Raw genomic sequence first — 12,925 nt, forward strand, 5'->3', positions numbered from 1 at the left:
GTTGGCACAACGTTGTAAACCCTCCGAACCGCCCGGTAAGATCACCACCCGATGCCGTCCCACCAGCGACAAGGGGGCCGGGTGGCCGCAACCCTCAAGGACGTCGCCACCTTGGCGGGCGTCTCGGTCAAGACGGTGTCGAACGTGGTGAACGGCCACAGCTTCGTGAAGCCGGAGAACCGCCGCCGGGTCGAGCAGGCGCTGGCCGCGACCGGCTACCGGCCGAACCTGGGCGCGCGGAACCTGCGCAGGGGTCGCACCGGGTCGGTGGCGCTGGTGGTGCCGGAGCTGCGCATCCCGTACTTCGGCGAGCTGGCCGGTCAGGTGATCACGGCGGCGCGCGAGCACGACTGGAACGTGCTGATCGAGCAGACCCAGGGCACGCGGGAGGGCGAGCGCGCCGCGCTGGCCGCGCTGGGCCCGCACCTGGTGGACGGGGCGCTGGTGAGCCCGGAGGCGCTGACGGCGGCCGACTTCGGCGAGCCCGCCGTTCCGGTGGTGCTGCTGGGCGAGCACTCGGTGCGCGCGGACCTGGACCGGGTGGGCATCGACAACGTCGAGGCGGCCCGCGCGGCGGTGGCGCACCTGGTGGCGGTGGGCCGGACCAGGATCGCCGCGATCGGCGCGCACCCCACGCGCGGCACGGCGGCGCAGCGGTTGACCGGCTACCGGGAGGCGCTGGCGGCGGCCGGGCTGCCCGCGCGGGACGAGCTGGTGGCGCGGGTGCGGAACTACCACCGGGGTGACGGCGCGCGGGCGATGGCGGCCCTGCTGGCGCTGCCCCGGCCGCCGGACGCGGTGTTCTGCTTCAACGACCTGCTGGCGACCGGCGCGCTGCGGGCGGCGGCCGAGCGCGGCGCGCGGGTGCCGCAGGACGTGGCGGTGGTCGGCTTCGACAACACCGAGGAGAGCGCGTACAGCCTGCCGTCGCTGACCACGGTCGCCCCGGACAAGGCGGCGATCGCGCGGGAGGCGGTGGACCTGCTGCACCGGCGGGCGGCGGGCGAGGCGGGCGGGCCGCGCGAGGTCGGCGTGCCGTTCGCCCTGCGGGTGCGGGAGAGCAGCGGGGACGGGCGGCCCGCGCACGCCCGGTAACCGGTTGACCGGATGCGCCCGCGCTCACCCGCTGTGCGAGGATCGAGCCGAGGCCCGAACCGTTCGGACGGCCAACGCCGAGGGAGCGTCATGATCTTCATCACCGCCAAGTTCCTGGTCAAGCCCGAGCACGCCGACAACTGGCCGGAGATCAGCCGGGCGTTCACCGAGGCGACCCGCGCCGAGGCCGGGTGCCTCTGGTACGACTGGTCCCGCAGCTTGGACGTGCCGAACGAGTACGTGCTGGTCGAGGCGTTCGAGGACGACGACGCGGCCGTCGTGCACGTGAACTCGGCGCACTTCAAGAACGCCCAGGAGGAGCTGCCGCCCTACCTGGTGGAGACCCCGAGGATCATCAACACCAAGGTCCCGCAGAACACCTGGCACGAGCTGGGCGAGCTGGCCGTCAAGAACGGCTGACCACGCGCGAGGGCCCCGGCGATCGCGCGCCGGGGCCCCCACCGTCCACTGAGGACTAGCAGATCGTCTGCTTGCTGTTGACGAGGGTGTTGTTGCGGAACGTGGTGTTCGTGCCGCACGGGTTCTCGGTGATCGCCGAGTTGGTCACCCGCAGGTTCTGCACCACGACGTCCTTGGTCACCGGGAACTCCGACCGCGAGGCCAGCCTGATGTCGCCGGGCCCGGTCACCGTCCCGCTCTGCGCGGCCAGGTTCACGTTGTAGCAGTTCTCGATCAGGATCGCGTTGTTGCCGGTGTTCGCGATGTCCACCCGGTCGATCTGCAACCCGCCGCTCTCGGACACGCAGAACACCCCGCGCCCGCCGCCGCGCGCGATCACCTGCCCGACCCGGACGTTGATCGGGTAGGCGTTGTTGATCCGCCCGTTCCGGTTGGCGGTGCGGAACGCCGCGTACCCGGTGCCGGTCCCCGCGCCGTCCGCGTCGACCAGGGTGACGTTCGCGTTGATGGTGTCGTTGAGCAGCAGCCCGGACTCGCCGACGTTGCGCGCGGTCACCGTGCCGACGGTGAGCCCGTCAAGGCCGTAGGTCTCCACGGCGTGGCTGGACGCGCCGGACACGTACACGTTGTCGATGCGCACGTTCCTGGTGCGCACCGAGGTGTCGCCCCGGTTGTCGATCCGCACGCCGAGCCCGCTGGACAGCCGCATGTCGATCTGGCCGAGCACGACGTTGGTGGCGTTGCGGATGAAGATGCCGTACAGCGGCGTCCCGGTGACGTTGAGGTGCTGGATCTCGACGTCGGTGACGCCGCGCGCGTACACCGGGGCCTGGTCGCCGGTGCCGCTGCCGGTGACGTTGATCGTGCCGCACACGTCGAGCACCGTGTAGCTGGGCAGCGAGAACCGCGACCCCGCGCTCATCGTGCCGGACCCGCGCACCACCAGGCGCTCCTTGCTGGTGCGCCCGGACGTGAGCGCGCCGACGGCGGCCTGCATGGCGGCGCGCATGTCGGTGCCGGTGTGCACGGTCGTGCTGCCGCGCTTGGCGGTCCAGGTGCTGCCGGACTTGGTCACCTCGGCGTGGTACGTGCCGCTCCCGCAGTCCGCGGCCGACGCCGGGGCCGGGTCGACCGCGCCGTGGACGAGCGCCGCGCCGAGCACCGCGGCGCCGATCGCGGCGGCTGCTCCGCTGACCTTCTTCCTCACCATGAGCCGGTTCTCCTCGCTAGGGGACGTTTCCTCGCGGCGGCGGAGACGGGCTTGCCGCTCCCGGCGCCCGCTGGGGTCAACGGGCGCCGGGAACGTTCGGTTCACCAACGGTTCTGCCGGAGCCGCCCTGGGCTCAGTAGTGGATGTCCGGCCAGGGCGGGGTGGCCATGCCGTCGCCGATGAAGAAGCTCGGGTGCGGCGGCTGGTTGTAGGCCGTGTTCTGCCAGGCGATCGCGACCCGGTACATGGTGTCGTGCATCAGGGTCGGGATGCGCCGGTCGGTCTGGTGCGGGGTGGAGTAGATCCGCAGCGCGGTGTTGTTCGCGGTGGGCCACACCACCTCCTCGCGCCAGTCGCCGAACAGGTCGCCGGACAGCGACGGGGTGGCCTTGGTGCCGTTGTTGCTGTGCACGTCGGACGCGGTCAGCAGGCGGGTGTCGCCGCCGGTGCCGTACTTGTCGATCCGGGTCTGGTCCACCAGCTCGCGCACCGGGTCGCCGTCCCACCAGGCCAGGAAGTTGATCGAGCTGGGCTTGCGCCCGATCTCGGCCCCCTTGGCGCTGCGCAGGTTCGCGTCCCGCGCCGACCACGCCTCGGCCCCAGGGCTGCCCGCCCAGATGTCGCCCGCGACGCCGCGCCCGTTGTCGCCGCCGGACGCGGTGGTCCACACGCGGGAACCGGTGCGGGCGTCGGCGAAGAACGAGCCGGGCTTGGAGGTGTCCTCGTCGACCTTGAAGTACTCCAGGCCCGCCCGCGACGGGTCGAGGTCGCCCAGGTGCGCGGCGTCCCCGTGGCCGAGGCCGGTGTTCCACAGGCCCTTGCCGCTGTCGTCGATGGCCGCAGCGCCGTAGACGATCTCGTCCCGGCCGTCCGCGTCGACGTCGCCGATGGTGAGCGAGTGGTTGCCCTGGCCCGCGTAGCCGCTGTTGCCGGAGGCCTTGGAGTCGAAGACCCAGCGCTTGGTGAGCGCGCCGTTGCGGAAGTCCCAGGCCGCGATGACCGCGCGGGTGTAGTAGCCGCGCGCCATGATCAGCGAGGGGCGGGCGCCGTCCAGGTAGGCGGTCCCGGCGAGGAACCGGTCGACCCGGTTGCCGTAGTTGTCGCCCCAGTCGGACACGGTCCCGCGCGGCGGGTCGTAGTTGACCGTGGACATCGCGGCGCCGGTCTGGCCGTTGAACATGGTCAGGTACTCGGGGCCCGCGAGCACGTAGCCGGAGGAGTTGCGGTGGTCGGCGGAGGCGTTGCCGATCACCGTGCCGCGCCCGTCGACGGTGGCGTCGGCGGTCTTCATGGCCACCTCGGCCTTGCCGTCGCCGTCGTAGTCGTAGACCTGGAACTGGGTGTAGTGCGCGCCCGCCCGGATGTTGCGGCCCAGGTTGATCCGCCACAGCCTGGTGCCGTTGAGCTTGTAGGCGTCGACGTAGACGACGTCCGTGGTGCCGGACTGGGAGTTGTCCTTGGCGTTGTTGGGCTCCCATTTAAGAATGAATTCGTAGACCCCGTCGCCGTCCAGGTCGCCGACGCTCGCGTCGTTCGCGGCGTAGGCGCTCGACGGCGGCTGGATCGGCACGTCCCGGTAGCCGTTGCCGAAGGCCAGCGAGGCTGGGGACGCGGGCTGCTCGGCCCCGTTGACCACCGCGCGGACCGTGTAGGAGGCGTCCGCCGCCGCGCCGCTGTCCAGGTGGTTCGTGGACCCGGTGATCGGCGAGGCGTTCAGCTTGGTGCTGCCCCGGTAGACGTTGAACGCGACGTTCTGCGGGTCGCCGCCCAGGAGCCGCCAGCTGACCAGGTTCCCGCTGCCGGAGCGGACGCTGATCAGGCCCCGGTCGAGCCGCTCGACCTGCTTGCGCCCGGTCGGGTCGGGCAGCGGCGCGGTGCCGCCACCGGTGGTCGTGGTGGTGGGGCCGCCGGTGGTCGTGGTCGTGGTGGTGGTCGTGGTGGGCGCGACGCCGCCGGTGCACGCGCTGCCGTTGAGCGCGAAGCTCGACGGGACGACCGGCTCGCCGGTCCTGGACCCGTTGAACCCGAACGAGACCGACCCGCCGGTGGGGATGGCCTTGTTCCAGTCCACGTTGGACGCGGTGACCGTCGCGCCCGAGGACGAGAACGCCGCGTTCCAGCCCTGGTCGACCTTCTCGCCGGAGGCGAGGTTCCAGACCAGGGACCACCCGTCGACCGGGTCGCCGAGGTTGTTGACGGTGACGTTGGCGGAGAAGCCGCCCTGCCACTGGTTCTGCACGGTGTAGTCGACCTTGCAGGCTGGGGCGGCCGAGGCCGTGCCCACGACGACCAGTCCGCCGCTCAGCGCGGTGGCGGCGGCGATCGCCGCGCCCAACCGCGCGCGGAACGAGTTGGTGAGCACCGTTGCTCCTTCATCTCGCTTCTGGGAACGCTCCCATGTGAGAACCGAGTGAAGCGGATTCGGACACGACGGGTCAACCCCTTCTGGAAAGCGCTTTCTCGACGGCGATCGGCGTTCGACAACGGGCCCCGCGCCGTTCGACTCGGGGGGTGGGGGCGTTCGTCGACCTGGGGACGGGGGCGTTCGGCAGCGCTGCATACGGGGGGCGTGCGGGGGTGCGGCGGCGTTCGGCGGCGGCACCCGGCGGTATGTATGTGTGGGCGGTCGGCGGCGCGGCGAGCGGAGGGCGGAGGGCGTGCGGCGGTGCGGTTCCGCTCAAGCCGGATCACTCAGGCCTGGCCGCTCAAACCAGGCAGCTCAAACCAGCCGCTCAAGGCTGGATGATGTACGCGATCCCGCCGGACCCGCCGCCGACCCCACCGCCGGGCAGGGGCCGCTGGGTCCGCAGCCACACGTTCTCGAACGCCCGCCTCGGGTACACCCGCCGCACCGACGGGTTGTCCGGCGAGGCCGGGTCGTTGGCGATCACGTCACCGCGCTCGGTGAACCCGACCACGACCATGATGTGCCCGCCGGTCGAGTACCCCGACCCCGGCAGCTCGTCGGCCTGGAACGCCTGCGAGGTGATCACCGGGATGCCGCGCGCGATGTAGCGCTCCAGCTCGGGCAGCGAGGTCAGCCGGGTGATGTGCGCCCTGAGCCCGAAGTGCGCCGCGTACGCCGTGTTGAACGGCCAGTTCCCGGCGCCCCGGTAGTCGTAGTCGTAGGTGTGCCTGGCCGCGTGGTCCACCGTCGGGTCCGCGTACGCCGGGTCGACCCACGAGGTCTCCTCCGGTGTCGGCCCGCGTCCCCAGTACTCCACGACCATCTCGGTGGACGAGGGGCTGCACCACGCCTCGCCGCCGCCGTCGTACTCCGGGTACTCCCCCAGGTGCACGTTCTGCGAGTACCGGGGCACGGCCAGCTCGATCCCGCGCGCGGGTCCCGGTTTGCTGGCGGGCACGGTGAACCGGTCGGGCACCGCCGACGCCATCACGCCGACCAGCGACACCGAGGGCGCCGCGACCTGCCCGACCGCGCGGTGCAGGGTCACCCGGACCTGGTGCGCCACCAGCGGTTCCCCCGCGACGAACGTGTCGACGTCCACCGAGCCGTGCTCGTCGGACTGCCCGGACACGGTGGCGCGCTTGATGTCCGCGTCCCCGTAGGCCCAGCGCCCCAGCACGAACCACCCGCTGGGCCCGGCGCCGCCCACCGAGCGGAACTCGACCTGGATCCAGGTCCCGGCGGGCGTGCGCGCGTTCCAGGAGGCCACCGCCTGGGTCGCCGGGAAGCCGAGCCGCCGCACCGGCGAGGTCCAGCGCGCGTACTCGTACTCCCGCCCCTCCCGCTCGACCCGCCCCACCGGCCGGACCAGCTCCAGCCCGCCGGGCCCGACCAGGACGCCCTCGAACACGCCCTGGCGCAGCGAGCCCGCGCTCCACTCGTGGTAGTCCACTGATCCCCCCGACCGCGCGGCGACGGCGGTCGTCGCCGACACCGACAACACCACCGCGCACAGCACCGCGCCCGCCGCGAGCAATCTCATGTGGGAGATTGTCGCGGCGGGCGCGGTGGTGGTAAACACCCGACCGGGTCAGGTCACGAGCGGCGCTTGGTCCACACGTCGTAGGCGACGGCGGCCAGCAGGACGAGGCCCTTGACGAGCATCACCTGCTCGCTGGGCGAGCCGATCAGGGACATGCCGTTGTTGATGACGCCCATGATCATGCCGCCGGTGATCGCGCCGACCACCTTGCCGACACCGCCCTGCACGGCCGCGCCGCCGATGAAGGCCGCCGCGATCGCGTCGAGCTCGAACGAGTTGCCCGCCGTCGGACCGGCCTGGTTGAGCCTGCCCGCGAAGATGACGCCCGCGAGCGCGGCCAGCATCCCCATGTTGACGAACAGCCAGAACGTGACCTGCTTGGTCTTCACGCCGGACAGCTGCGCCGCCTGGAGGTTGCCGCCGATCGCGTAGATGTGGCGGCCGAACACCGAGCGGTTGGCCAGCAGCGAGTAGCCCAGGGCCAGCGCCGCGAGCAGCACGAGCACCCACGGCAGGTTGCGGAAGCGGGCCAGCTGCACCACGACGGCCAGCACGATCACCGCCATGCCGACGATCTTGGCGATGAACACGCCCATCGGCTCGACGGTCTGCTTGTAGCCCAGGCGCGCCTGGCGCTTGCGCAGCTGCGAGAACGCGTAGGCCGTGACGCAGGCGAGGCCGACCAGCAGGGACACCAGGTCCGCGCCGCCCAGCGGGCCGAGCGCCACGTTGCCCAGGTAGCCCTCGGTGAAGCCGTTGGCCAGCGTCCGGATCGGGTCCGGGAACGGGCCGATGCCCTGGTTGCCCAGGACGGTCATGGTGAGGGCGCGGAAGACCAGCATGCCCGCGAGCGTCACGATGAACGCGGGGATGCCGAAGTACGCGATCCAGTAGCCCTGCGCCGCGCCGATCATCGCGCCCACCAGGAGCGTGATGAGCACCGCGAGCGGCCAGGCCATCCCCATCTTCACGGTGAGCACGGCGCAGACCGCGCCGGTCACCGCCACCACCGAGCCGACCGACAGGTCGATGTGCCCGCCGATGATCACCAGGATCATGCCGATCGCGAGGATCAGCACGTAGGAGTTCTGGACGATGATGTTGGAGATGTTCTGGGGCGTGAGCAGCGCGCCGTCGGTCAGCACCGAGAACAGCACCACGATGAACGCGAACGCCACGTAGATGCCGGACTGGCGGATGTTGATCGAGAACTTGTTCCTGGCGCCGGGAGCCGCGGGGGCGACCGGCGGATCGAGTTTGGCGGTGCTCATGTCATCTGTCCCTGGGTCATGTGCTGCATCAGGCGTTCCTGGGTTGCTTCGGCGCGGTCCAGCTCACCGGTGATCCGACCGGACGACAGCGCGTACACGCGGTCGCACAGGCCGAGCAGCTCCGGCAGCTCCGAGGAGATCACCAGCACCGCGAGGCCCTGCTCGGCCAGCTCGTTGATGATCGTGTAGATCTCGTACTTCGCGCCGACGTCGATGCCTCGGGTCGGCTCGTCGAGGATCAGCACCTCGGGGTCGGTGAACATCCACTTGGCCAGCACGACCTTCTGCTGGTTACCGCCGGACAGCGTGCCGACCGTGGTCGCCACGCTGGACGTCTTGATGTTCATGCTCCGCCGGTACTTCTCGGCGACCGCGTGCTCCTCGTTCTCGTTCACCCACTTCTTGGGCGCGAGCTTGCGGAGCGCGGCGGCGGAGATGTTGCGCTGGACGTCGGCGATCAGGTTGAGCCCGTACCGCTTGCGGTCCTCGCTGACGTAGGCGATGCCGTGGGCGATCGCCTGGTCGACGGTCTTGGTGCTGATCTCCTGGCCGTTCTTGAAGACCTTGCCGGAGATGTTGGCGCCGTAGGACCGGCCGAACAGGCTCATCGCCAGCTCGGTGCGGCCCGCGCCCATGAGCCCGGCGAGACCGACGATCTCGCCGCGCCGCAGGGTGAGCGAGGCCTTGTCCACCACGACCCGGTCGGCCTGGACGGGGCTGTGCACCGTCCAGTCCTCGATCCGCAGCACCTCGTCGCCGATCTTCGGCTCGCGGGGCGGGTAGCGGTTCTCCAGGTCGCGGCCGACCATGCCGGAGATGATCCGGTCCTCGCTGAGCCCCTCGGCGGGCAGCGTCTCGATGGTCCTGCCGTCGCGCAGGATCGTGATGTTGTCCGCGATCCGCGTGATCTCGTTGAGCTTGTGCGAGATGATCACCGAGGTGATCCCCTCGTCGCGCAGCCCTTCGAGCAGGTCGAGGAGGTGGGCCGAGTCCTCGTCGTTGAGCGCCGCGGTGGGCTCGTCGAGGATGAGCAGCTTCACCTCCTTCGACAGGGCCTTCGCGATCTCCACCAGCTGCTGCTTGCCCACGCCGATGTCGCTGACCTGCGTCACCGGGTTCTCCCGGAGGCCGACGCGGGCCAGCAGCTCGGCTGCCTCGTGGTTGGTCCTGTTCCAGTCGATCAGGCCCTTGGAGGCGCGCTCGTTGCCCAGGAACATGTTCTCCGCGATGGAGAGCTGCGGGGCGAGCGCCAACTCCTGGTGAATGATCACGATGCCGAGCCGCTCGCTGTCGCGGACGGTCGAGAACGCGACCGGCTGCCCGTCGTAGACGATCTCGCCTTCGTAGGAGCCGTGCGGGTGCACCCCGGAGAGCACCTTCATCAGCGTGGACTTGCCAGCGCCGTTCTCCCCGCAGATCGCGTGGATCTCACCGCGCTGAACGGCGAAGTTGACGTCGCTCAGCGCGGTGACCCCCGCGAACCTCTTGGTGATGCCGCGCATCACCAGGATGTCGTCGGTCATCGTTACTTCAGCTCATCCGCCGTGTAGTAGCCGGTCTCCACGAGCTCCTTCTCCCAGTTCGACTTGTCGATGGCGACGAAGTCGAGCAGGTAGGCCGGGACGACCTTCTTGCCGTTGTTGTAGTCGGTCTCGTTGTTGACCTCGGGCTTCTCGCCCTTGAGCAGCGACTCCGCCATCTTGACCGTGACGTCGGCCAGCTTGCGGGTGTCCTTGTGCACGGTGGCGTACTGCTCGCCCGCGATGATCGACTTGACCGAGGCGACCTCGGCGTCCTGGCCGGTCACGATCGGCCAGGGCTGGCCCGCCGTGCCGTAGCCGCTGGACTTGAGGGCCGAGAGGATGCCGATGGAGATGCCGTCGTACGGGGACAGCACGCCCGCGATCTTCTCACCGCCGGAGTAGGTGGAGGTGATCAGGTCCTCCATGCGGCGCTGCGCGGTGGCCGGGTCCCAGCGCAGGGTGGCCGCGATGTCGAAGTCCTTCTGGCCGCTCTTGACGACGAGGGTGCCCTTGTCGATGTGCGGCTGGAGGACGGACATCGCGCCCTTGAAGAAGAACGGCGCGTTGTTGTCGTCCGGCGAGCCGCCGAACAGCTCGATGTTCAGCGGGCCGGTCGCGGAGCCGGGGGAGCCATCGGCGTTGATGACCTTGAGGCCGGTCAGCAGCGAGGTGCCCTGCTGGACGCCGACCTTGAAGTTGTCGAACGAGGCGTAGTAGTCGACGTTCGGCGAGTCCAGGATGAGCCGGTCGTAGGAGATGACCGGGATGTTCTGGGCCTTGGCCTGCTCCAGCTGGTTGCTGAGCGCCTTGCCGTCGATGGAGGCCACGATCAGGAGCTTGGCCCCCTTGGTGATCTGGTTCTCCAGCTGGTTGGCCTGGGTCGGGATCTGGTTCTCGGCGTACTGGAGGTCGACCTTGTAGCCCTTGTCCTCCAGGGCCTTCTTGATGTTGTCCCCGTCGTGCACCCAGCGCTCGGACGACTTGGTGGGCATCGTGACGCCGACGAGGGCGCCCTCGGTGTCCCCACCCTTCTGGTCCACGGTCTTCTCCGCCGACCCGCAGGCCGACAGTGACACAGCCAGCGCCGCGGCGCTGAACGCCGCGACGATCTTCGGAAACTTCATTGTTTCTCCTCCGGGTGTTGCGTGGCGGTGTTGCCCGCGCCGGTGGTGCTGGCGCGGTGGTGCCGAGGGTGGCGAACCCCGCCGGTCCTGACGACCGTTCCTGACGACGCAGAGTAGTGGTCTGGACCAGCGGGGTTCGACCGGGCTCGTTAGCGGAGCCCCTGCGCCAGGCGGTAGTACGCCTGGTTCCAGCGGAGCCGGTCCGCGAACTGCTCCGTGGTGGTGTTCTGATCGATCAGCACCAGTTCGGTTTCCGACATCTGGGCGAAGTCCCGCAGGACCTCGGAGCCGACGGCCTGCGTCAGCACGGTGTGGTGCGGCCCGCCCGCGGTCAGCCAGGACTCGGCGGACACGGCCAGCGACGGCGCGGGCTTCCAGACCGCGCGCGCCACCGGGAGGGCGGGGAGGGGCTCGTCCGGGGCCACGACGTCGATGTCGTTGGCCACCAGGCGGAAGCGGTCGCCGAGGTCGGACATGCCGATCACGGTGGCCGGGCCCTCGACGGCGTCGAAGACCAGGCGGACCGGGTCCTCGCGCCCGCCGATGCCCAGCGGGTGGATCTCGCAGGACGGGGTGTCCTTGGCGATGGTCGGGCAGACCTCCAGCATGTGCGCGCCGAGGATCTTCTCCTCGCCGGGCACCAGGTGGTAGGTGTAGTCCTCCATGAAGGAGGTGCCCTTGCCGGTGCCCTCGCCCATGGCCTTGATGGCGGTGAGCAGCACCGAGGTCTTCCAGTCGCCCTCGCCGCCGAAGCCGTAGCCGTCGGCCATCAGGCGCTGGACCGCGAGGCCGGGGAGCTGGCGGAGCCCGCCCAGGTCCTCGAAGTTCGTGGTGAACGCGCCGAAGCCGCCGTCGACCAGGAAGCGGCGCATCCCGGCCTCGACGCGGGCCGCGTAGCGCAGCGAGTCGTGCCGGTCGCCGCCCTTGGCCAGCTCGGGCGCCAGCCGGTACAGCTCGGCGTAGTCGGCGACCAGCGAGTCGATCTCGTCCTCGCCGACCGCGTCGACCACGGCCACCAGGTCGTTGACGCCGTAGGTGTTGACCGAGACGCCGAAGCGCAGCTCGGCCTCGACCTTGTCGCCCTCGGTGACCGCGACGTCGCGCATGTTGTCGCCGAAGCGCGCCAGTCGCAGGTTCCGCAGCGTGTTGTGGCCCGTGGCCGCCCGCACCCACGCGTCGACCCGGCTGAGCACGCGCGGGTCGGTGGCGTGGCCGACGACGGTCTTGCGCGGCACGCCCAGCCTGGTCTGGATGAACGCGAACTCGCGGTCGCCGTGGGCGGCCTGGTTCAGGTTCATGAAGTCCATGTCGATGGTCGACCACGGCAGGGACTCGTTGAGCTGGGTGTGCAGGTGCAGCAGCGGCTTGCGCAGCGCGTCCAGCCCGGTGATCCACATCTTGGCGGGCGAGAACGTGTGCATCCACGCGATCACGCCGATGCAGCTCGGGTCGGCGTTCGCCTCCAGCATCACCTTGCGGATGGCGCCGGAGTCGGTGAGCACGGGCTTGCTGACGATCTCGGCCGAGATCCGGCCCGCGTCGGCCAGCATCCGCTGGATCTGCAGGGACTGGTCGGCGACCTGGTCCAGGGTCTCCGGGCCGTACAGGTGCTGGGAGCCGGTGAGGAACCAGACCTGGGGCGTCGCCGCTGCGGGCATCGTGCGTCCTCCTCGCGGGCTCATTGCCCGTAGACGTTCTGGTAGCGGGCGTACAGGCTGTCGATGTGCTCCTGCGCGATCCGCTCGGGCTTGCCGAGCTGGAAGGCGTGGTGCACGGTGCGCGCCACGTCCTCCAGCATCACGGCCGCCTTCACCGCGTCCTTGGCGTCCTTGCCGATGGTGAACGGGCCGTGGCCGTGCATGAGGACCGCTCGCGAGCGGCTGTCCCGCAGGGTCTCGACGATGCCCTGGCCGATCGAGTCGTCGCCGATGAGCGCGAACGGCCCGACCGGGATGTCCCCGCCGAACTCGTCGGCCATCATCGTGATGACGCACGGGATCGACTCGCCGCGCGCGGCCCACGCGGCGGCGAACGTGGAGTGGGTGTGCACGACGCCGCCCACGTGGGGCATGTGCCGGTACACGTAGGCGTGCGCGGCGGTGTCGGAGGACGGCGAGTGGTCGCCCTCGACGAGGTTGCCGTGCAGGTCGGTGACGACCATGGCCTCGGGCCCGAGGTCGTCGTAGGAGACGCCGGAGGGCTTGATGACCATCAGGTCCTGGTCGGGCACGCGCGCCGAGACGTTGCCCGCCGTCCAGATGACCAGCTCGTACTTGGTCAGCTGGGCGTGCAGGGACGCGACGGTCTTCCGGATGTCTGCGATGGCGGACAC

At 70.4% G+C, this 12,925-nt stretch carries 10 protein-coding genes; 2 read left to right on the forward strand and 8 right to left on the reverse strand.

Features of this window, described 5'->3' with window-relative positions:
* Nucleotides 1-81 precede the first annotated feature (81 nt).
* Nucleotides 82-1,095 (forward strand): LacI family DNA-binding transcriptional regulator, encoded by a 1,014-nt coding sequence (locus tag LV78_RS36080; RefSeq protein ID WP_253850594.1) that lies wholly within the window; start codon nt 82-84, stop codon nt 1,093-1,095.
* A 90-nt stretch (nt 1,096-1,185) separates the two neighbouring features.
* On the forward strand, nt 1,186-1,515 hold the full coding sequence (locus tag LV78_RS36085; RefSeq protein WP_253850595.1) for a putative quinol monooxygenase: 330 nt from the start codon (nt 1,186-1,188) through the stop codon (nt 1,513-1,515).
* Nucleotides 1,516-1,570: 55 nt separating this feature from the next.
* Here the strand turns inward: LV78_RS36085 and LV78_RS36090 are convergent, their stop codons facing one another.
* The 8 genes from LV78_RS36090 to LV78_RS36130 form a co-directional block, all read right to left on the reverse strand.
* On the reverse strand, nt 1,571-2,725 hold the full coding sequence (locus LV78_RS36090) for a hypothetical protein (protein WP_253850596.1): 1,155 nt from the start codon (nt 2,723-2,725) through the stop codon (nt 1,571-1,573).
* Between the two features lie 133 nt (nt 2,726-2,858).
* The gene (locus LV78_RS36095; protein ID WP_308208794.1) at nt 2,859-5,087 is read right to left on the reverse strand and encodes a rhamnogalacturonan lyase family protein; all 2,229 of its coding nucleotides are present in this window, start codon (nt 5,085-5,087) and stop codon (nt 2,859-2,861) included.
* Between the two features lie 370 nt (nt 5,088-5,457).
* Nucleotides 5,458-6,675 carry a C39 family peptidase gene (locus LV78_RS36105; protein WP_253850597.1) on the reverse strand — a complete coding sequence of 406 codons (1,218 nt, stop codon included), beginning with the start codon at nt 6,673-6,675 and terminating at the stop codon, nt 5,458-5,460.
* A 53-nt stretch (nt 6,676-6,728) separates the two neighbouring features.
* Nucleotides 6,729-7,946 (reverse strand): multiple monosaccharide ABC transporter permease, encoded by a 1,218-nt coding sequence (gene mmsB / locus LV78_RS36110; protein ID WP_253850598.1) that lies wholly within the window; start codon nt 7,944-7,946, stop codon nt 6,729-6,731.
* Nucleotides 7,943-9,469 carry a multiple monosaccharide ABC transporter ATP-binding protein gene (gene mmsA, locus LV78_RS36115; protein ID WP_253850599.1) on the reverse strand — a complete coding sequence of 509 codons (1,527 nt, stop codon included), beginning with the start codon at nt 9,467-9,469 and terminating at the stop codon, nt 7,943-7,945. The genes mmsB and mmsA overlap by 4 nt, the downstream gene beginning before the upstream one ends.
* A gap of 2 nt (nt 9,470-9,471) precedes the next feature.
* Complete coding sequence (chvE, locus tag LV78_RS36120; RefSeq protein WP_015800701.1) at nt 9,472-10,593, reverse strand: multiple monosaccharide ABC transporter substrate-binding protein; 1,122 nt, start codon at nt 10,591-10,593, stop codon at nt 9,472-9,474.
* A gap of 149 nt (nt 10,594-10,742) precedes the next feature.
* Nucleotides 10,743-12,251, reverse strand: coding sequence for an L-arabinose isomerase (araA, locus tag LV78_RS36125; RefSeq protein WP_253850600.1), 1,509 nt, complete (start codon nt 12,249-12,251; stop codon nt 10,743-10,745).
* A 20-nt stretch (nt 12,252-12,271) separates the two neighbouring features.
* Nucleotides 12,272-12,925: an L-ribulose-5-phosphate 4-epimerase gene (locus LV78_RS36130; protein WP_372495025.1), complete on the reverse strand. Its 654-nt coding sequence runs from the start codon at nt 12,923-12,925 to the stop codon at nt 12,272-12,274.

The sequence above is a fragment of the Actinosynnema pretiosum genome (genome assembly GCF_024171695.1).
In the GTDB taxonomy this organism is placed as follows: Bacteria; Actinomycetota; Actinomycetes; order Mycobacteriales; family Pseudonocardiaceae; genus Actinosynnema; species Actinosynnema pretiosum.